Origin of the sequence: Ensifer sp. (genome assembly GCF_035999135.1) — a bacterium.
In the GTDB taxonomy this organism is placed as follows: Bacteria; Pseudomonadota; Alphaproteobacteria; order Rhizobiales; family Rhizobiaceae; genus Ensifer.
Genome location: NZ_DASYGZ010000010.1, coordinates 18763 through 39050 on the forward strand (window position 1 = coordinate 18763; position 20288 = coordinate 39050).

The window sequence follows — 20288 nt, forward strand, 5'->3', positions numbered from 1 at the left end:
GTGGGCCAAATGCCGATCCGCCGATTTCCTCTGCCGCAGCTGCCCGACGACGACCATTTCCGCAATCTCGACTGGGTCGAGACGGGCAACGCCCCGGTGCTTGCGCTCGGTCGGGATTACAATGCGGGCCTTCTCGTGCCGTTCCACAAACACACCCGCACGCAGCTCTGGTGGGCGCGCGGGGGCGTCGTGCTGATGCGCACCGCGCGCGGCCGATGGATGGTTCCGCCCGGCCATGCCCTGCTGATCCCGGCCGGCATGGAGCACTCGGCCGAGATGATCAGCGACGTGCGCATGCACTCGATCTATTTCGCCCCGGATCTCTTGCGCGCCGAGCGTCCGATGGTCATGGAAATCAACCCGTTGGCCGGCAGCCTCGTCGATGCCCTGGTCAGTGTCGAAAACGAGACGATGTCGGAGCGGCGCGAGCATCTGATCACGGATCTGCTGCTCGAGGAAATCGGCCGGCTTCAGGAGCGGCCCCTTGGTCTGCCGTTCCCGCGCGACGAAAAGCTTGCGGCGCTTTGCCGTCACTTCATCCAGGCGCCCTCGGCGGCCGCAAGCATCGACCAGTGGGCGGATCGCATGGGTCTCAGCCGGCGCTCGTTCACCCGGATGTTTCGCAAGGAGACGGGGGTCAGTTTCGTCACCTGGCGCCAGCAGGCCTGCATCTTCGCCTCGTTGCCGCTCCTGGCCGATGGCGAGCCGATCACCAACGTGGCGCTCGATGCCGGTTACGAGAATGTGGCGGCCTTCACCACCATGTTTCGCCGCATGCTCGGCAGCCCGCCAAGCGCCTATCTCAAGACCTATCTCGGACAGTGAGCATGGGCACGATCGGCCACATGGGAAACGAAGGCTGAATTGACCTGGTTAACGGAATCGTAGGAACAAGGGACAATAAATCGCCCGTGTCGCTCCTGCCCACGTCCCCCACGGCCGAGCGTCACGATCTTGCTTCGCCCCGGCGAATGATCTTTCCGGAGTAGTTTCTTGCGTATCCGTTCTCTTTTCCTCCTATCTGGAACTCTTTTGCTGTCGGCCAATGTCGCCTCGGCCGGCGACGGCCAGTATTTCTGGTCCGGCGACTGGTATCTGAAGGTCGGCGCCACAGGCTTTCTCGGCCCCAAATACGAAGGCGCCTCGAAGCGCATGTTTCAGGCCGCACCGCTGATTTCGCTTGGCAAGAGCGGCAGCACCGTGCGGTTCTCCTCGCGCAACGACAACATGTCCTATGCGCTGGTCGACCAGGGCAGCCTGCGTGCCGGTCTCGTCGCCAAGCTGATTTTCGAGCGCGATGCCGGGACGTCGAGCGATCTCAAGGGGCTCGACCCGGTGAAGTTCGGCGGTGAGGCCGGTGGTTTTGCCGAGGTCTATCCGACCGACTGGCTGCGCGTGCGCGCCGAGGTCCGCCAGGGCATCCGCAGCCACCACGGCATCGTGGCCGACGTGACGGCGGACGCCTTTGCCGATGTCAGCAGCAATGTCCGCATTTCCGGCGGTCCGCGCCTGACTGCTGCCACCAGCGACTACTATTCGGCCTATTACGGCGTGAACGGCCGCGAGGCTGCAGCCTCGGGTCTCAGCGAATACAACCCGCATGGCGGCATCGGCTCCGCCGGCGTCGGCGCCGCGATCACCTGGCAGGCAACGGAGAAGCTCGAGACCAGCGCTTATGCCGAGTACAAGCGCCTGCTCGGCCCGGCTGCCGATTCCAGCCTTGTTCGGGAACGCGGCAGCCGCAATCAGGTCCTCGTCGGCCTTTCGGCGACCTACCGCTTCGACTTCACGCTTCCCTGATCCGGGCGCCCGCCCACTTTCCTGCATCGATCCTTCGTCGCGCTCGACCAAGGATCGGACACATCCAGGAAGTCAGAGCGCCTTAGCGACCTTTGCGCGTCTTGTCAGACGTGCGGCGCTGTCGGTCTGCGGCGATCTCGCCGCTTGACCGGCAGGGACTGCGGCGTCAAACAGGGACATGAACAACACGATCTCCGCCGATTCCGGGCGCGTCCAGGACGCGCCATCCAACAACTGGGTCTACCGCGTGCTTCCGCGGGCCCTTTGGCCCTATGCCCAGCTTGCCCGCTGGGACCGCCCGATCGGCTGGCAATTGCTGCTTTTGCCCTGCCTCTGGTCCGCGGCGCTGGCTGCCGGTGCGGCGGCGGGATCCGATCCGTCCGCGTTCGGCCGTTTCCTGTTCCATTGCTTCCTGTTTTTTGCCGGATCGGTTGCCATGCGCGGTGCCGGCTGCACCTACAACGACATCGTCGACCACGACATCGACATGGAGGTTGCCCGCACGCGCTCGCGGCCGCTGCCGTCGGGTCGCGTCTCGCGTCTTCAGGCCAAGGTCTTCATGGTCCTGCAGGCGATCGTCGGCCTCATCGTGCTGCTGCAGTTCAACAGTTTCGCGATCGTACTTGGCGTCCTGTCGCTGGCGGTCGTTGCTATCTATCCCTTCGCCAAGCGCTTTACCGATTGGCCGCAGTTCTTCCTCGGTCTTGCTTTTTCCTGGGGCGCACTGATGGGCTGGGCGGCCGAATTCGGCGGCGTGTCGCTGGCGTCCGTGCTGCTTTACGCAGCAGCCGTGGCCTGGACGATCGGCTATGACACCATCTACGCCTATCAGGACAGGGAGGACGACGAACTGATCGGCGTGCGTTCGACGGCGCGGCGGTTTGGTGGCAATCCGCGCCCGTGGCTGATCGGCCTCTACGGCGTCGCAACGCTCTTCATCTTGCTGTCATTTCTTGCGGCCGGGGCGGGCCTCGTCGCCTATGTCGGTCTGCTCGTTGCGGCGGCGATGCTGACCTACCAGATCCTCGTCCTCAATATTCACGATCCTGCCCAGTGCCTGGCGTTGTTCAAGTTCAATGGGATCGTCGGTCTGATCATTTTTATCGGGCTGGTGCTGGCGCTGCTGATCCGCCTGATATGAAAAATCCTCCGTCATGGCGGAGGATCGTCTTCATCTTTCAAATTCCGTCGGCTCGCTGTCGCGAGCGGTAGCGCCTCAGGCCCAGCTGATCGCGCGGGCGGCCTTGCGCTTCCGCGCCTCGCGACGCGCATGAAAGCCGGACAGGACGACGGCGACAATGGCGGCGATGTGCTTGCGCATGACTTTTCTCCTTCTTCGTACCTTGGCTATGGAGGTCATATGGCATGAAGAAGGCGGCGCGACCGTTTCCGCGGGAACATCGAAATAGCCGGCGCGCGAACCCCAATGACGAAAGCCGGCCGCAGGGAACGGCCGGCTTTCGCACTGGAGGTATTCAGGCAATCAGCTGCGGGCGATGATCTCGCGCCCGTCGATCTTCATGTGGACGCCGAGCTTGCCGGTCGAGCGGCGCACCAGGAAACGTGGCCGGCGCTCGGCAAAGAAGGAATGGCGACGCCGCGGTTTGAGCGGGGCCGTGCGCACATCGCCGAGATGCTCTTCGAGCGGCCTTGCCACGCCATCGGCTTCCACCATCAGCATGGGAATGCGGTAAGCTTCTGCCCAGGCGCGCCAATCGGCGGCGATGTCGGACAGATCGTGTGCGACGAGCAGCGGGACACAGAGGTCCGGGTCGTCGTGATGAAGTTCCAGCGTCACTGTAACGTCTCCGTCGCCGTGATCGATCGCGCGAGCCGCGACCCCTTTGAATGCCCGCGCCGGCAGTGCGATCGAAAGCGGCAGGCCACTCGATGGTAGCACCTTGCGCAGAACTGCGCCACGCTCGTCCAGGCTGATCGTGACATTACCCGTATGATCGCGCAATGCGTAGCTTGCCTGCTGTGGAAAGCGCTTCGGATCAAGACGGAGCGTGTTTTCGACCCATGCGGGTTGAGAGAGAGTGTTGCGCATTTCAATCGCCCTTGTTTTCCTTGAGAGCCGGTTTCCGGTCTTCTCGTCGGGACTTTTCGTCCTCTATGGCGGGAGAATAGGCGGCCCCCTTTCCGAACGGCTTAAAATTCGCGGTTAAGAAAACTTTGCGTTTTTCGATGGTTAGCAAAAGCCGACCGGCCAAGGTTTCCGTTTCGTCAACGCAGCGGACGACATTGTTTCGATCCGGTTCCTGTTGCGAGATCGAGCCGGCAGGCGAAAAGCCACACACAAGCCAGTCCTGCAATCATGGCGCGTCAGAATTCTGTTTCGGGGTCGATCTTGCCCCTCTCCACGTAATGAGGCGCCAGGCATGGTATCGACCTATCTCGACTACAGTCGCATCACACGGGACATGCGGGGCAGCCTTGACCGGATCGCCCAGCAGCCGCAGGCCGCGCGTGAGATCGAGTATTATAAGGAGAACATCGGTACGGTGAAAACTGTCGAGGAGTTTCTCGACGACTACCGTCTCTACTCCTACGCGATGAAAGCGCATGGTCTTGAGGACATGACCTATGCGAAGGCCTTCATGAAGAAGGTGCTCGAAAGCGACCTGTCGGACGACAACAGTTTCGCCAACCGTCTCAACGATGAACGCTACCGGAACTTCGCGCAGGCCTTCAGCTTCTCTTCGTCAAAGCCAGTGGCCCAAACCAGTGCACAGCAGGATGCGCTGATCGGTCTCTACAACGACCGGATCAACAACATGGACACGGTCATGCGTGGCGAGATGGCCTATTTTGGCGCTGCCATGGATCTGGTCACCGATGTCGACCAGTTTCTCGGTAACGCGAGGCTCCGCGAATTCACGTTTCCGCTATTCGACCTGAACCCGAAGACGTTCTCCTACACCGAAGTTCGCAACGCCCTGACCAGTGACCCCGCGACCTTGACCGCGAACCGCACGGCCGTCCAGACACGGCTGACCGACGTGACGAAACAGCTGGACGACCTCGGCGCACGCGACACGGCGTTGACCGAGATCGACAAGCTGACAGCGCAGCTTGCGGCAGCGCCGGCTGCCGACAAGCCGGCCATCCAGGCAAAGATCGACGAGCAGAACGCGATTGTTACGGATCTCGACGCCCGGCTGCCGCCGCGCAATCAGGCGCCGGCGATCAAGGCGCAGCTCTCGGCGGAATACCAGTCGCTGCAGAGCCAGAACAACAGTCTCAAGATCTATATCGAGCTCGCTTCGACCTTCAATTTCAACGCCGACGGCACCGTGCCGACGGGCGAAAAGGCGATCAGCGATGAAAAGAAGAAGCTTCTCAACGAGGCTTATGTGTTCACGCGTCCCGGAAAGACGCCACTCGGCGCGGACCGCCTGACCGGAGCGGGCGCGCTTCTCAACAAGGAATATTACGAAAGCAAGATCGGCAGCATCACGAACGTTACTGATCTCGTCAATGACAGCCGGATCTACAACTATCTGGTGACGGCCTACGGCCTGAACCCGTCGACGACGGTTCGCTCGACGATCGAGAATATCCTCACGAGCGACATCAACGACCCCAACAGCTATGTCAACAGGTACGGGGTCGGGGAGAACGCCGCCTACAAGGACCTGTACGCCGCGTTCAATTTCCAGGCCGACGGCACGTTGCAGGCCGGGAAGTCCGCACAGGACGCCGAGCAGATGAAGAAGACCTCCGACGGCTACATGGTGCGCTACAACGACAAGGGCGACGCCGAGGATGAAGCCCAGGTCAAGAGCTTCAAACTGCTGGTCAATACGATGACGTCGGTCGACGACCTGCTCAAGAACAGCGCGATGACGAAATTCGCGCTGCGTGCCTTCGGGCTCGAAAACGAGGATCTGAGCGCACGAACGCTGAAGCGGATTTTGACGAGCGACCTCAACGATCCCAAGAGTTACGCCAACACGCTGCGCGACGAGCGCTACGTCAACCTCGTCAAGGCGTTCAACTTCAATGCGGACGGATCGCTGGGCGCCCCGAAAGTGGCGCAGAGCGAGGCGGACGTCATGAACACCGCCAAGTCCTATGTCATCGCCATGTCGCGTTTCGGCACGGACGAGGAGAAGAAGGTCGCCAAGGAGAAGGCGCAGGAGGAAGCGAAATATTACGCCGCCGAGATCGAGAAGGTCGAGACGGTCGACGATTTCCTGAAGAACCAGCGGCTGGTCAATTTCGTTCTCGTCGGCTCCGGCATCGATCCCGAGACGGTCAAGACCGATTATCTCAGGGACATGTTCACGTCCGACCTCAACGATCCCAAGAGCTTCATCAACACCGATCCGAACGGACTGAAGTATCGCGAGATCGTCTCGGGCTTCAACTTCGACAAGGATGGCAGGATCGTCCGGGGCGAGGCCGGCCAGATCCAGACCCGGCGCGGGTTGGTCACAACAGCCGATCTCTTCCTCAACCAGTCGCTTGAGGAAAGCGAAGGTGCGGACAACGGCGGCATCCGGCTCGCGCTCTACTTCAAGCGCAAGGCGTCCGAGATCAACACGGCCTACGATATCCTGGCGGACCGCGCTTTGTTCGAAGTGATCAAGACGGCCTACAGCATGCCCGAAGGCCTGCAGAACGCCAAGATCGACGCGCAGGCCGCCTATCTCGAGCGCGCCGTCAATATCAAGGAGTTGCAGGAGCCGGGCAAGCTCGAGAAGCTGCTGCAGCGCTTCACAGCGCTTTATGACGTTGAAAACAACACGGATGTCTCACCCGGCCTTGCCATCCTCACCGGCGGCGGCGGTGGCGGGGTCAGCGCCGAAACGCTCCTGTCCCTTTCGCAATTGCGGTCGGGTGGTCGCTAAAACGCGGGCCTGACAAGATCGATCTCGTGCCTGCCGCACGCAATGGCGGCAGGCGTCAATCCGCGCGCAGCACCTTGTCCGGGTTCATGATGCCTGCAGGATCAAAGGCGTGTTTGATCCTTTGCATAAGTGCGATCTCGATCGGTTCCCGGATCGCGGCGAGTTCGTCTCGCTTCAGCTGCCCGATGCCGTGTTCGGCCGAGATCGAGCCGTTATACGCAAGCACGATGCCATGCACGATCGCGTTGATTTCGCGCCAGCGGTCGAGGAAGGCCTGTTTGTCGGCGCCCACCGGCTGCGAGATGTTGTAGTGGATGTTGCCGTCGCCCATGTGGCCGAACGAGCAGATGCGCGCGCCGGGGATCGCTTTCATCACGGCGGCGTCCGCCTGCCGCATGAAGGCGGGAATGCTGGACACCGGCACCGAGACGTCGTGCTTGATCGAGCCGCCCTCGGGTTTTTGCGCCGGGGACATGCTTTCGCGCATGTGCCACAGCGCCTTGCCCTGCGTCTCGCTGGCAGCGATCACGGCATTCTCGATCAGGCCGGCGGCAAAACCCTGTTCCATCAGGTCCTGAACCATCCGCTCGGCGCTTTCGGCCGAATCGGATGTCGAAATATCGATCAGCGCGTACCAAGGGTGGACCGTATCCATCGGATCGCGAACGCCGGGGATGTGTTTCGTGGTGAACTCGACGCCAAGCCGCGGCATCAGTTCGAAGCCCGTCAGCGCCGGTCCGCAAAGGCTGGACGCCTTTTCGAAGAGCGCCAGCGCGTGCTCGACGCTGCCGACGCCGGCAAAGGCCACCTGGTGTCCGAGCGGCTTCGGAAAGAGCTTGAGCACGGCGCCGGTAATGACGCCGAGCGTGCCCTCGGCGCCAATGAAGAGGTCGCGCAGGTCGTAGCCGGTATTGTCCTTCTTCAGGCGGCGCAGCCCGTCCCAGATCTCGCCGGTCGGCAGCACCACTTCAAGCCCGAGGCAGAGCTGGCGCATGTTGCCATAGGCAAGCACCGCGGTGCCGCCAGCATTGGTGGAGAGATTGCCGCCGATCCGCGCGGAGCCTTCCGAACCGAGCGACAGCGGGAACAGCCTGTTGTTGTCGTCCGCCGCTTTCTGGATGTCGGCGAGAATGCAGCCGGCGTCAGCGACGATGACGTTGCCGACCGGATCGACGTCGCGGATGCGGTTGAGGCGCTCGAGCGAAAGCACGATATCCGCCTTGCCCTCGCGCGGGATCTGGCCGGCGACGTGGCCCGTGTTGCCGCCCTGCGGTACGATCGCCGTGCCGGTGGCGCTTGCGAGCTTCAGGATGCGCGAGACCTCCTCGACCGAGCCCGGTCGAAGCACCATGGGCGTCGTGCCACGGTAGAGCCCGCGGGACTCGACGAGATAGCGGGCCTTGTCCGCCTCTGACGTCAGCGCATTGGCGCTGCCGACGATGTCGATAAAGGAGGCGATCAGTTCGGGGGAGGGGAACGTCGTCATGGGACTGCCTTCGTGTCGCGCCCGTGGCGCACTGTCTGCTTTGGACCCAAGATGACCCGCTGCTGTTGCTATCGCAACCGGCGCTGTCGTCGCGGCGCTTGGGCTCGACGCTCGACGGGCGCTGCCATGCGCCTCATTCTCGGGGGGCGGCTGCCCGCTGCAACCGGTCGAGGATCGCTTCTCCCAGTCCGTCGGACGGCATCGGCCCGAAAGCGATCGTCCGGGCGCCGCTGGCGTCGGCCCGCTTCATGTAGTCGAACAGATTGGCGGCCGCTTCGCGCAGATTACCATCAGGGCTGAGGTCGAGCACGATCGTCGCCAGTTCCTCGCCCGCAATGGGGCGGCCGCCGAAGCGGATCAGCGCTTCGCCGGCAGCGACGTCGACGGCGTCGAGCCGGACCGCCGCGCCAGGCGCATAATGCGAGGCCAGCATGCCCGGCGCCTCGATCGTCGCACCGGCGGCTTCCAGTCTGATCACCGGCCGGTTCAGCAGCTCTTCGATCGCGGCCGCGTCGAGCCCGCCGGGGCGCAGCAGACGCACCGCGTCGCCCTCGACCTTGACGATGGTCGATTCCAGGCCGATTTCGGCCGCGCCGGCATCAAGGATCAATTTCAGTTTTGCCCCGAGATCGGCCTCGACATGGGCCGCACTGGTCGGGCTGATCTTGCCGGAGGTGTTGGCACTCGGAGCGGCGAGAGGCCGGCCGAAACGGCCGATCACCCGGCGCGAAAACCCGTCGGGCATGCGGATGCCGAGCGTGTCTAGACCGGCCGACGCCAGCGCATGGACCGTACTCTCGGGCCGCTGCGGCAGGATCAGCGTCAGCGGTCCGGGCCAGAAAGCCTCCGCCAGTTGCCGGGAAAGCGGATCGAAGGTCACGTGCGCTTCGGCCATCGCCATGTCGGAAACATGCGAGATCAACGGATTGAAGCGCGGGCGCCCCTTCATTTCGTAGATGCGGCCGATCGCCTCGGGATTGGTCGCGTCGGCGGCAAGCCCGTAGACGGTTTCGGTCGGGATTGCGACCGGTTCGCCTTCGGCAAGAACCGCACAGGCGCGTTCGATCGCGCGCTCCGGTTCGCTGCCCGTGTCGATGATCTCAGCCATGCCGTTTCCTTTCGACGCTTCCTTAGCGGACGCATCGGCAAAACAGAACGGTTTTCTTCGGATTATCGCGCCGTGCGATCAGAGACTGCGGATGATGCGGCGCAACGCATCGTCCTTGGCGCCGAGCAACAACACGTTTTTCAGCGCGACCTTCGGATCGTCCGTGCGAAACAGGAGGCCATTGTCGCGAAAGCTGCGGTTGACGACCATGTGTCCGGCTTCAGCGTCCGGCTCGATCGCGACCGCGAAGTACATGCGCGCAAAACCGCTCTGGATACGGTCGAAGAAATGCGTCTCGTTGCCGAGTTCGCTGAAGAAGTTGGCAAAGTAAAAGGACCAGGTGATGTCCTTGGAAGGAGTGACGGGCGTGCGCGCCGCCGTCACGTGGCAGTACCCGAGATGCGGCCGGCCGACGAGGGTGCGGTGAAACACCATTTTCGGGAACTGGATCGATGTGTGGAAGCCGTTGATCCGCTTGTGGGTCGTGTCGCCGGCCGTGGTGAGCTTCTTGCCCGTCCTGTCCGCAACTTCCTCGTAGCTCAGGTACCGGCGCTCGCTCGGCACCCATTGCCGGCGGTTGATCCTGCCTGTGCGCAGGAACTCGGTATGAACAGCCGCCTTCGGCGGGATTGCCGGCGCCTTCTCGGCCGCCGCGTCGTAGTATCTCAACTTTGCCATTGTTGTCAGCGCGCCATCTGCCTGCCTGCCGGACCTCTCGTCCGCCGGCTAGGCTAGCGGTTCATGGTTAATGAAAGATTTCGTCCGGCCGCGCCGCACATGTCTCTCGTCTTCTTGCATGTCGCAAACGGGCGGCGCCTTCGCGCATCTGCGCCGCCCCCGCCGCAAAAATCATCAAATGCTCAACTTGTAAGCTATCTATATGTTTGTAATGTGAAAATTCGACGACAGCGCGTGCTGTCAGTACTTTTGGCCGTGTCGTCATTCCGGAATTGGATGTCGCTATCCGGCAGCTCCTGACCGGGCATCTGCGCTTACATATTCTTACTCAAGGTGCCGCCTTAAAAGAGGTGGAGAATTGGGAAGCCGGTCAAAACCCGGCGCTGCCCCCGCAACGGTGGTGGAGCGAAAGCCTCGGCAAAAGGCCACTGGACGGGTTCGTCCGGGAAGGCGCCGGGCTGGTCCTTCAAGGACGGCTCCTGAGCCCGGAAACCAGCCTTGATAGACATAACCGTAACGGGTTGCGGCGGGCAGCCGGATCGGAGCCTCAAACGCATGGGCGTGCGCCCGTGCGGGTTCCTGTCCTGCCTCTCCGAAACATGGCGCATGAGGACAGGACATGGACACCAGGAACGATATGCTGCGCAGGCTGAAGGGCAAGCGCGACGGCTACAGCCTCGATCGGGCCTTCTACATCGACCCCGATTTCTACCGGCAGGATCTGGAAAACATCTGGTACCGGGACTGGCTGTTCATCGGCCATGATTGCGAGATCCCGCGGGCTGGCAATTACTTCACCGTCCAGGTCGGCGATTACCCGGTCGTGATCACGCGCGACCGTCAGGGCATGATCCGCGCGCTGCACAATTCCTGCCGCCACCGCGGCTCGCGCGTCTGCCAGCAACAAAAAGGGTCGTCGGCAAAGCTTGTCTGTCCCTATCACCAGTGGACCTACGAGCTCGACGGCTCGCTGCTCTTTGCCCGCCAGATGGGCGAGGATTTCGACAAGGCGGCCCACAGCCTGAAACCGATCCACTGCGAAACGGTCGGCGGCTACATCTTCATCAACCTGTCGGACAAGCCGATGGATTTTACCGCCTTCCGCGAGCTGGCCTTGCCCTATCTGGCACAGCACCGCCTCGGAGAGACCAAGGTCGCCTTCGAAAGCACGATCGTCGAGAAGGGCAACTGGAAACTCGTCTGGGAAAACAATCGCGAGTGCTACCACTGCGCCGCCAACCATCCCGAACTCTGCCGCACCTACCCGGAAGCCCCGAGTGCGACCGGCGTCCAGGGTGCCAAGGACGATCCTGTCATCGCCGCCCATTGGGCGAAATGCGAGGCCGAGGGGCTTCCGAGCGAATTCAGGATGTCGCCGACCGGCCAGTTCCGCGCCGCCCGCATGCCGCTCGTCGACGATGCAGAGAGCTACACCATGTCGGGCGCGCGCGCCGTGAGGCGGGCGCTTTCGGCCGATGTCCCGCAGAGCCAGATCGGCACGCTCTTGATGTTCCACTATCCGACGACCTGGAACCATGTGCTGGCCGACCATGCCATCACCTTCCGCGTGCTGCCGCTTGGTCCGGAACTCACGCAGGTGACGACGAAGTGGCTGGTCAACAAGGATGCGGTCGAGGGCGTCGACTACAACCTCGAGGAACTGACGCATGTGTGGACCGAGACCAACGACCAGGACCGCCAGATCGTCGAGGAAAATGCCTTCGGCATTCGCTCGCCGGCCTATGAGCCCGGCCCCTATTCACCTGACCATGAGGGCGGTGTGATGCAGTTCGTCGAATGGTATTGCAAATTCATGGAGCAGCGCCTGCAGGGCGAGACGGCTCCGCTTTCAAGGGTCGCCTGAGATGCAGATGGCCTCTTCGTTTCATCATTTCGATGCGCTGCACGTCTGGATCGACCGGCAGCAGATGCTCGAATGCACCTCGGCGGTGATCGAGACCGCCGATGTCATGACCTTTACCTTCCGGGCGGAAAAGCCGGCCTGGTTTCGCTATCTTCCCGGCCAGTTCGTGACGCTTGAGCTGCCGGTCGCAGCGGACGAGCCCGTCATGCGCACCTACACCCTGTCGTCGACGCCGTCGCGGCCACTGTCGATCGCGGTCACGGTGAAGGCGCAGTCAGACAGCATCGGCACCCGCTGGATGTTCGACCATCTGAAGCCGGGCATGAAGCTCCGGGCCTTCGGCCCGCTCGGCGATTTCAGCTTCGTGCGCCATCCCGGCGACAAGTACCTTTTCATCTCCGCCGGTTCGGGCATCACGCCGATGATGTCGATGACGCGCTGGATGGCCGATTGCGTGCCGGAAACGGACGTCACCTTCATCTCCTGTGCCCGCCGCCCCGATGACCTTCTGTTCCGCTCGGAGCTCGAGGTGCTGGCCACCCAGATGTCGGGGCTCAACCTCGGCTTTATCGTCGAGGGACACGAGGCCCGCCACGGCTGGCACGGCCTGCGCGGCCGTATCGACGGCGCCAAGCTGCCGCTGCTTGCACCCGACTTCCTGGAGCGCACGGTTTTCTGTTGCGGTCCGGAACCGTTCATGCGCGGCGTGCGGGAGATGTTGAAATCCGCGGGCTTCGACATGAGTCGGTACCACGAGGAGAGTTTCCAGCCGGCTGCAGCGCCCGCGGCGGAAGAAATCGCCGTTCGCGCCGGCGCCGGCGACGAGGGGGAGGCACAGGCCGCCAAGATCGCCTTCACCATGAGTGGCAAGGAGATCGAGGCGAAGCCCGGTCAGACGATCCTGCAGGCCGCACGTGCCAACGGCGTCAGGATCGGTGCTGCCTGCGAGGGCGGCATCTGTGGCACCTGCCGCGTGATGAAGGTCGCAGGCGAGGTGGAGATGAACCACAATGGCGGCATTCTCGACGACGAGATCGACGAGGGCTATATCCTCGCCTGTTGCTCGCGTCCGCTCGGGGATATCCAGATCGAAGCGTGACCGGGCAGTCGTTGATCGACCCGGCCCCGGCGCGCCCTATTGGGCGTTGCTGCACAAGGGCAGCTTGACCGCGACGAGCCGCAGGCTGTCGGTACCCGTGGCCACTTCGGCGCATTCATGCGCCTTGACGTCGTCGGCAGCCGTTGCCAGGTGCAAGGCCGGCGCCTCGCTGGGGCCGAGCACGATCGAGCCGGTCACCATTGTGTCGACGCCGCTGCCGGCGCCGCCTGATGCCTCGGCACGGCTGACGAGCAATGGCGCCGGTTGGAATGTGGCGCCTGCCCGGGCGGCGGAGGCCGCGCCCGCCCCTTGCTCGGCCTTGGCGACAAGCAGCAGCGGCAACGGTTTTTCGGGAAGCAGCGCGCCTTGCGCCCAGACCGTCTTCAAGGCGAGCGGCGACATCGCCGCGACATTGACGTCGATGTCGTCGAGCGTGCCGGGGACGCGATAGGGGCAGCGCCGCTTGCCGCAGTTGACGCCGGAGGAGAACTGCCAGAGCGCGTAGCTGTCCCAGTTGCCCATCGGGAAAACCTGGCGGATATCGGGCTTGTAGCGCGCGTACCAGAGCGGCAGCCGCGATAGCAGCCGATACTTCGCCCGATGCGTCGCGATGTATCTGGCCGTGACGTGGTTGGTGTAAAGTATCGGGTAGCGCCCGGTGCGCGTCTTGATATGGCCGGCAAAGATCGCGGCATCCTCGAGCGACATATACTTGTCCGGATCCAGGCCCTCGAGGTCGAGCACCATCACCTCGTCGTCACGCGGTTCGGCATAGTCGAGGAAATGGTTCGCCTGGTCGACGGGGTTGCCCGGGCGGGCGAGGTGGTAGGCGCCCCACAGCAGCCCGTGCGAGCGCGCGATCATCCGGCGCGTCTGGTAGAGCTCGCGGCTGACCGCGTATTTGCGCCACATCGTCTTGCAGTGGTTGAAGGTGTCGCCGTTGTGGTCGCCCGTGCAGGAGAAGCTTTCGGGCAGCCCATCGGAGGCCTTGGCGATGAAGCCGGAAATACGCTTGTCCTCAAGCATCGTTTCCCAGTCGATGCTGTTCATTTCATAGGCATCGACGATGATGGCGTTGGATTTGGTTTTCCAGGGCTCCAGTTCACCGGCGCGAGCCGTCGCCGCCGCGAAAACCAGACCCAGGAGGGTCGCGAGGCGCAGAATCATCCCTGAGGTCGAGATATGCCGCTTTGCCATTCTCTGAGATTGCCGACTGTATCGTTAATGTACCGTAAACCCCAGCCCTGACGCGGGACTGTAGCGGGCGAGACGCGAAAGTATACCGATCTGCGGCTGTATATGAGGCGTTGCTGATGTGGTTCATTGTGTCGATCCGCTGGCCGCGACGCGTGCGAAGGGCTACTCGGCTTTGCCTGGGCGGTACTTGGATGCGAAAGGGACCAGCCGCAGGCATCCGGAAGATGGAACAAAACCGGAGGCTTATGCGTTTTCCGACGATTTCGGATTTCCCGGCTGAGGGGCATCCCCGGAATGCGCCTTGATCCGGGTGAAATCATGCAAAGGTTGAAATGATCTCGCTTGCCCGGGATCCTCGGGCTCAGTTCGAGCATGTTTTCGGTGATGGAGGGATTTGATGACGAGTTTGCTGAAGACCAGAACGAAGACGTGGCTCTGCGCGCTGGTCGCCGCGGCGACGATGATGACGTCGGCCGCTCCGTCGCAGGCGTTCACGCCGGCGCCGCCGCGTGTCGAGCAACAGGGTGATGCGGTCAACGTCCAGTATCGCCGGCCCGGCATGGAGCGTCGCGGCGGCTATTACTATTACAACGGCTACCGCGGCTATAACTATCGTCGCCCTGGCTACCGTTACTATAACGGCTGGTGGTATCCGATGGCTGCTTTCGGCGCTGGCGTGATCATTGGCGGCGCAATCGCCCAGCCGCCGCGCTACGAGCGTCCGGCCCCCGTTTACGGCAGCCGCCACGTGCAGTGGTGCGCCAATCGCTACCGTTCCTACAGGGCCTACGACAACACCTATCAGCCCTATGGCGGCCCGCGCCAGCAATGCTATTCGCCCTATAGCTAAGGGGTGAACAGGGCCGGGGACTTTCGTCCACCGGCCCTTTTCCGTCTGTGAGAGCCAGCGTCAGAGGATGCCGATGCGCCTCAGGATCCACCAGGCAAGCCCCATCGAAAGCGCGATGAACAGGGCGGCATAGAAGGTGCCTGTGCCGTCTGAAAATGGCAGAGCCCCGGTGTTCATGCCGAAAAAGCCGGTAACCAGTGTCGGTGGCAGCAGGAAGGCTGTCATCAGCGACAGGATATAGAGGTGGCGGTTGGTCTCGGAGGAGATCTTGCTGTCGATCTCTTCGTGCAGCAACCGCGCCCGCTCCTGCAGCGCAAAGACATCGCGATCGACCGCTTCTAGCCGGTCGGACAGCCGCTCTGCAGCGTCGATGAAGCCAGGCGGCACCTCGTCCTCGTCCGAAGCGGCGGCGCGTCTCAAGAGCGCGAGGATCGTGCGCAGATGCCGGTGAAGCCGCACGACGGTGCGCCGCAGCGGCGCCAGTCCAGGCTGCTGGCGATGCCCGGCTTCGCCATAGACATGATCCTCGATGATGTTCAGGTCCTCGGTCAGTTCCAGAACCAGCGAAATCAGCGTGCGCTGGAATTCGATGACAATCATCTCGAAGAGATCGATCGGGCGTGTGCATTTCACGCTCTTTTCCACCGCCGCCTTGACCCGGTCGATGCTGCGCAACGGATGCAGCCGCGTGGTGATGATGATCCGGTCGCTGACGGCGAAATGCAGCCAGCCGATCGTCTTGGTCACCGCGTCGAAGGTGCGCTCGAAATCGACGAGCGTGCCGTGTACGATATCGTCCGAAACGGTGATTGCGGCCTGTGTGTCGTGGCTGGTCAGCGTCGCGACCGCAAGCGGCGGCAGATTGCCGATCCGCTCGATGAGCGCGGGCGTTCGCGCATCGGAAAGAGCCAGATGAACCCACACCCATCCTTCGCCGGAAAGCAGGCTGTCGATCGAGGCGTCGGTGGCGATGCGCTGGCACCGGCTTTCGCCCGGCAGGAAACGATAGGCCCAGACGATGCCGGGTATTTCAGGGGAAATCAGGTTCATCTGAACGCCTTGGCGGATGCCGTGTGCCTTGGCTTCTATGCCCCGTTGATGACAGTTTTGTTACAGGCCGCGGCGCCCAGGGCTCAGGGGACGATGACCGGATTGACGTTGACGTTTACGTAAAAATCAATAGTGTTCGGCGCAACAGGAAGCGCTCTCGCGTGACCTGGCTATCTGGGAGGATCATCATGTACAAGGCACCCGTCGACGAGATCGCGTTCACGCTGAAGCACGTGGCAGGCATGGGCGAGGCGCTCGACTCCGGCGCGCTCGGTGACCTCGGCGAAGACCTGGTCGATGCCATCCTTTCGGAAGCGGGCCGCTTTGCGACCGACGAAGTCGCGCCGCTCGGCGATGTCGGCGACAAGCAGGGCTCGCGCCTGGTCGACGGCAAGGTCGAGACGCCGGACGGCTGGCGTGACCTCTACCACAACTGGATCGCAGGTGGCTGGAATGGGCTGACGGCGCCGGAAGAATTCGGCGGCCAGAAGCTGCCGCACATGCTGCACGTCGCTGCGATGGAAATGTGGAACGCCGGCTCCATGGCCTTCGCGCTTGGGCCGACGCTGACAATGGGCGCCGTCGAAGCACTGGAAAAGCACGGTTCCGAGGCGCTGAAAGCGACCTATCTGCCGAAGATGGTCTCGGGCGAATGGACCGGCACGATGAACCTGACGGAACCGCATGCCGGTTCCGACCTCGGTGTGCTCAAGACCCGCGCCGAGCGCCGCGACGACGGCACCTACCGTATCTTCGGCCAGAAGATCTTCATCACCTGGGGCGAACACGACTTTACCGACAACATCGTTCATCTGGTGTTGGCACGCCTTCCCGATGCGCCCGCCGGCACGCGCGGCATCTCGCTGTTCCTGGTGCCGAAGTTCCTGGTCAACGCGGACGGTTCGCTCGGCGAACGCAACGACCTCTTCTGCCATTCGCTCGAGCACAAACTCGGCATCCACGGTTCGCCGACCTGCACGATGATCTATGGCGACGGCAGGTTCGGCACGGAGAAGGGGGCGATCGGCTACCTGATCGGCGAGGAAAACCGCGGCCTTGCCTGCATGTTCACGATGATGAACAACGCCCGTCTCGCCGTCGGCATGCAGGGCGTCGCCATTGCCGATGCCGCAACCCAGAAGGCCATCGCCTTTGCCAGGGAGCGCACCCAGGGCAAGGCGCCCGGATGGACCGGGCAGGGCATGAGCCCGATCATCGAGCACCCGGATGTCGCCCGCACGCTCCTGACGATGAAGGCGCTGACCCAGGGCTCGCGCGCGATCTCCTATGCCTGCGCCCACGCCGTCGACATGGGGCACGCGGTCGAAGGTGAAAAAGCGAAATTCTGGCAGGAGCGCTCCAGCCTGCTGACCCCGATCGCGAAATCCTTCTCCACCGACGCCGGTGTCGATGTCGCCTCGATGGGTATCCAGGTGCACGGCGGTATGGGCTTCATCGAGGAAACCGGTGCCGCCCGCTACCTGCGTGACGCCCGCATCGCCCCGATCTACGAAGGCACCAACGGCATCCAGGCGATCGACCTCGTCACCCGCAAGCTGCCGCTCTCCGACGGCGCGCATGTGCGTGGCTTTATCGCCGAACTGCGTGCGATCGCCGAAGCAGTCCGCGCCTCCAACCGCGACGGGTTCGGCGAAACCGCCGCCCGGCTCGATGCTTCGCTCGACGATCTCGCAGCCGCGACCGAATGGCTGATCGCGGCCGTCGCCGGCGGCAAGCTTGCCGAGGCGCTGGCCGGCGCCACCGCTTACCAGCGTCTCTTTGGTCTGGCGCTGACGGGTGCCTATCTCGCCAAGGGTGGCCTTGCAGAAGCGGGCGATGGCCGGGAAAACCAGCGCATTGCGCTCTGCCGCTTTACTGCGGAAAACCTTCTCGCGGAAACCGCCGCCCTGAAGGATCGTGTCGTCAACGGTGCCGACAGCCTGGCTGTGGCCCGCGCCGTTCTGGCCTGAGAGGAATATCCATGACCGACCACGTGCTCATCGAACGGCCGGAAGCCCATCCCGGCGTCCAGGTGATCCGCTTCAACCGGCCGGAAAAGAAGAACGCCATCACCCGCGACATGTACGCGAAGATGACCAAGGCTCTGACGGTCGCCTCAAGCGACCCGGCGGTGCGCGCCACGGCATTCCTCGGCACGGACGGTTGCTTCTCCGCCGGCAACGACATGGCGGATTTCCTCGCCTTTGCCATGGGCGGCTCCATGGGCATGGAAGTCATGGAGTTCCTGAAGGCGCTCGCCACGGCCACCAAGCCCGTCGTCTCGGGCGTCGACGGCCTGGCGATCGGCATCGGCACGACCATTCATCTCCATTGCGACCTGACGATTTCCTCCGAGCGCTCTGTGTTCAAGACGCCCTTCGTCGATCTGGCGCTGGTGCCCGAAGCCGCCTCGAGCCTGATCGCGCCGCGCATCATGGGCCACCAACGCGCCTTCGCGCTGCTGGCAGCCGGCGAGCCGCTCGATGCCAGGGGTGCGCTCGATGCCGGGCTGATCTGGACGATCGTCGCCCCGGAGGCGGTTGAAAGCGAAACGCTGGCTGTTGCCGCCCGGCTCGCCAAGAAACCGCCGGAAGCGCTTCGTATCGCCCGCGAACTTGTTCGCGGTGACCGCAGCGACGTGCTGGCAAGGATCGACGAGGAGGCCAAACATTTCGCGGCACAGCTGAAGAGCGCCGAAGCGCGGGCCGCCTTCGAAGCCTTCATGCGCCGCTAGGCGAGCCGAAACTGGAAAAGCCTTGCATAGGTGATTTCGGGCGCTCCTGTGGCGCCCGTTTTCGTGTGCGGGGGCGCGGTCTTAGCCGCCCGACCGTAAAGATCGCGTTGCCGTGGGCATCGCGAACTTGCATATGTCAATTTTAATCGCTTCTTAAATAGCGATCGCTAGCGTCCTGCGCGATAGGCCTATCCTCTTTCGGATGGCTCCAGCCGCATGAAGCATGGCTGTTTCCGCCTTCTGGCATGTTCCACGTTTTCCCGTGAGCCTTGTCGCTCCGCCCTTCCGGCGGACGAACGATGCTGCGCGAAAATCATTACGAGCTCATGTCCGGCGGTCGCCGCCGGCACCCATTGGGAGCCCATCTTGTCCAAGCGATCGAACCTCATGACGCGCATTCTCGTTGCCGCGTCCTGTGTCGTCGTCGGCGCCTTTGCCGGCTTTTCCGTTTACATCGACACGCTGCAGCGTGCCACCACCACCAAGGCCGTCGAGGAGAACATTGCCTCCTCCGGCACGCAGGCGGCCCAGAGCGTTGCCAAGTGGCTGAACGGCCGCGTCACGCTGACGGCAATGGTTGCAGATGCCACCGGCAATGTCGCTGACGACAGCGCCATCCAGCCGATCCTGAAGAACGACGTACTGACCAGCGAGTTCATGTCGACCTATGTTGGCAATGAGAGCGGCAAGTTCATCACCTGGCCGGATAATCCGATGCCGGCCGGCTACGACCCGCGCCAGCGCCCCTGGTACCAGCAGGCGGTCAAGGCTGACGCCCGCGTCCTCACCGAGCCCTATGTCGACGCTTCCAGCGGCGCGCTGATCATCAGCGCCGCCGTGCCGGTCAAGCGCGACGGCAAGCTCTATGGTGTTGCCGCCAGCGACTTCTCGCTCGATACGCTTGTGTCGATGATCAAGGGCGTCGATGTCGGCGGCGAAGGCTTCGCCTTCCTCGCCAGCAAGGACGGCCAGATCCTCGTTCATCCCGACGCCAAGCTCGTCACCAAGTCGCTCGCCGATGCCTTCCCGGTCGACACGCCCAAGATCGGTACCGGCATCATGAACACCGAGCTCGGCGGCAAGCCGATGCTGGTGAGCTTCGTTCCGGTGCAGGGTCTTCCCTCGGTCGAGTGGTATGTCGGCTTCGTCATCGACGCCGACGCCGCATACTCGGCGATCGACCAGTTCCGGATCGCTGCCACCATCGCCACCATTCTGGCGGTCGGCGTCATGCTCGTCTTCCTCGCGACCTTCCTCAACCGTCTGGTCATCCGTCCGGTCACCGACATGACCGGCGCCATGGAAAAGCTCGCTTCGGGCAACCACAACGTCGAAATCCCCGGCGAAGAGCGCACCGACCAGATCGGCTCGATGGCTGCCGCTGTCGGCGTATTCAAGGCCAACGCCGTCGAACGTGCGCGTCTTGAAAGCGAAGCGGACGCCAACCGGTCGCTGTCGGAACGCGAGCGCCTCGAGCGCGAAGCGCAGAAGGCGCGTGACGCTGCCGAAATCCAGCAGGCCGTCGATGGTCTTGCGTCCGGCCTTGGCCGCCTTGCCGATGGCGAT

General features: G+C 63.1%; 16 protein-coding genes and 1 riboswitch. Of the genes, 10 read left to right on the top strand and 6 right to left on the bottom strand.

What is annotated here, in order from left to right; all coding sequences use genetic code 11:
* The first annotated feature begins 9 nt into the window (after positions 1-9).
* The 3 genes from VGO12_RS00715 to ubiA all read left to right on the top strand — a co-directional run bounded on the left by VGO12_RS00715 (position 10) and on the right by ubiA (position 2941).
* Positions 10-825: a helix-turn-helix transcriptional regulator gene (locus VGO12_RS00715; RefSeq protein WP_327510837.1), complete on the top strand. Its 816-nt coding sequence runs from the start codon at positions 10-12 to the stop codon at positions 823-825.
* A 168-nt stretch (positions 826-993) separates the two neighbouring features.
* Positions 994-1800, top strand: coding sequence for a MipA/OmpV family protein (locus tag VGO12_RS00720; protein WP_327510838.1), 807 nt, complete (start codon positions 994-996; stop codon positions 1798-1800).
* 178 nt (positions 1801-1978) lie between these two features.
* Positions 1979-2941 carry a 4-hydroxybenzoate octaprenyltransferase gene (gene ubiA / locus VGO12_RS00725; RefSeq protein WP_327510839.1) on the top strand — a complete coding sequence of 321 codons (963 nt, stop codon included), beginning with the start codon at positions 1979-1981 and terminating at the stop codon, positions 2939-2941.
* A gap of 342 nt (positions 2942-3283) precedes the next feature.
* On the opposite strand, the gene VGO12_RS00730 is transcribed toward ubiA, so the two are convergent.
* Entirely contained in the window at positions 3284-3850 is a 567-nt protein-coding gene (locus tag VGO12_RS00730; RefSeq protein WP_327510840.1) for a DUF6101 family protein, read from the bottom strand.
* A gap of 331 nt (positions 3851-4181) precedes the next feature.
* Between VGO12_RS00730 and VGO12_RS00735 the strand changes: the two genes are divergently transcribed.
* Positions 4182-6656 carry a DUF1217 domain-containing protein gene (locus VGO12_RS00735; protein ID WP_327510841.1) on the top strand — a complete coding sequence of 825 codons (2475 nt, stop codon included), beginning with the start codon at positions 4182-4184 and terminating at the stop codon, positions 6654-6656.
* A gap of 55 nt (positions 6657-6711) precedes the next feature.
* On the opposite strand, the gene VGO12_RS00740 is transcribed toward VGO12_RS00735, so the two are convergent.
* From VGO12_RS00740 to VGO12_RS00750, 3 genes are all read right to left on the bottom strand, one after another.
* Positions 6712-8142, bottom strand: a complete 1431-nt coding sequence (locus VGO12_RS00740; protein WP_327510842.1) for an FAD-binding oxidoreductase — start codon at positions 8140-8142, stop codon at positions 6712-6714.
* A 133-nt stretch (positions 8143-8275) separates the two neighbouring features.
* The gene (locus VGO12_RS00745) at positions 8276-9250 is read right to left on the bottom strand and encodes an L-threonylcarbamoyladenylate synthase (protein ID WP_327510843.1); all 975 of its coding nucleotides are present in this window, start codon (positions 9248-9250) and stop codon (positions 8276-8278) included.
* 78 nt (positions 9251-9328) lie between these two features.
* Positions 9329-9928, bottom strand: coding sequence for a DUF6656 family protein (locus tag VGO12_RS00750; protein ID WP_327510844.1), 600 nt, complete (start codon positions 9926-9928; stop codon positions 9329-9331).
* 314 nt (positions 9929-10242) lie between these two features.
* A riboswitch (cobalamin riboswitch) is annotated at positions 10243-10443 on the top strand.
* Positions 10444-10547: 104 nt separating this feature from the next.
* Between VGO12_RS00750 and VGO12_RS00755 the strand changes: the two genes are divergently transcribed.
* Positions 10548-11792 (top strand): aromatic ring-hydroxylating dioxygenase subunit alpha, encoded by a 1245-nt coding sequence (locus VGO12_RS00755; RefSeq protein WP_327510845.1) that lies wholly within the window; start codon positions 10548-10550, stop codon positions 11790-11792.
* A gap of 1 nt (position 11793) precedes the next feature.
* A complete protein-coding gene (locus VGO12_RS00760; RefSeq protein WP_327510846.1) occupies positions 11794-12891 on the top strand; it encodes a hybrid-cluster NAD(P)-dependent oxidoreductase in 1098 nt (365 codons plus the stop codon).
* A 36-nt stretch (positions 12892-12927) separates the two neighbouring features.
* Here VGO12_RS00760 and VGO12_RS00765 read toward each other — a convergent pair whose 3' ends face one another.
* The gene (locus tag VGO12_RS00765) at positions 12928-14088 is read right to left on the bottom strand and encodes a glycoside hydrolase family 25 protein (protein ID WP_327510847.1); all 1161 of its coding nucleotides are present in this window, start codon (positions 14086-14088) and stop codon (positions 12928-12930) included.
* A gap of 397 nt (positions 14089-14485) precedes the next feature.
* Between VGO12_RS00765 and VGO12_RS00770 the strand changes: the two genes are divergently transcribed.
* The gene (locus tag VGO12_RS00770) at positions 14486-14938 is read left to right on the top strand and encodes a BA14K family protein (RefSeq protein WP_327510848.1); all 453 of its coding nucleotides are present in this window, start codon (positions 14486-14488) and stop codon (positions 14936-14938) included.
* Positions 14939-14998: 60 nt separating this feature from the next.
* On the opposite strand, the gene VGO12_RS00775 is transcribed toward VGO12_RS00770, so the two are convergent.
* Positions 14999-15988 (bottom strand): transporter, encoded by a 990-nt coding sequence (locus VGO12_RS00775; protein WP_327510849.1) that lies wholly within the window; start codon positions 15986-15988, stop codon positions 14999-15001.
* A 188-nt stretch (positions 15989-16176) separates the two neighbouring features.
* On the opposite strand from VGO12_RS00775, the gene VGO12_RS00780 reads away from it, so the two are divergent.
* From VGO12_RS00780 to VGO12_RS00790, 3 genes are all read left to right on the top strand, one after another.
* Complete coding sequence (locus tag VGO12_RS00780; protein ID WP_327510850.1) at positions 16177-17958, top strand: acyl-CoA dehydrogenase; 1782 nt, start codon at positions 16177-16179, stop codon at positions 17956-17958.
* 11 nt (positions 17959-17969) lie between these two features.
* Positions 17970-18722, top strand: coding sequence for a crotonase/enoyl-CoA hydratase family protein (locus VGO12_RS00785; RefSeq protein ID WP_327510851.1), 753 nt, complete (start codon positions 17970-17972; stop codon positions 18720-18722).
* Positions 18723-19109: 387 nt separating this feature from the next.
* Positions 19110-20288 (top strand): cache domain-containing protein (locus VGO12_RS00790; protein WP_327510855.1); only part of this gene is annotated, 1179 nt, incomplete at its 3' end.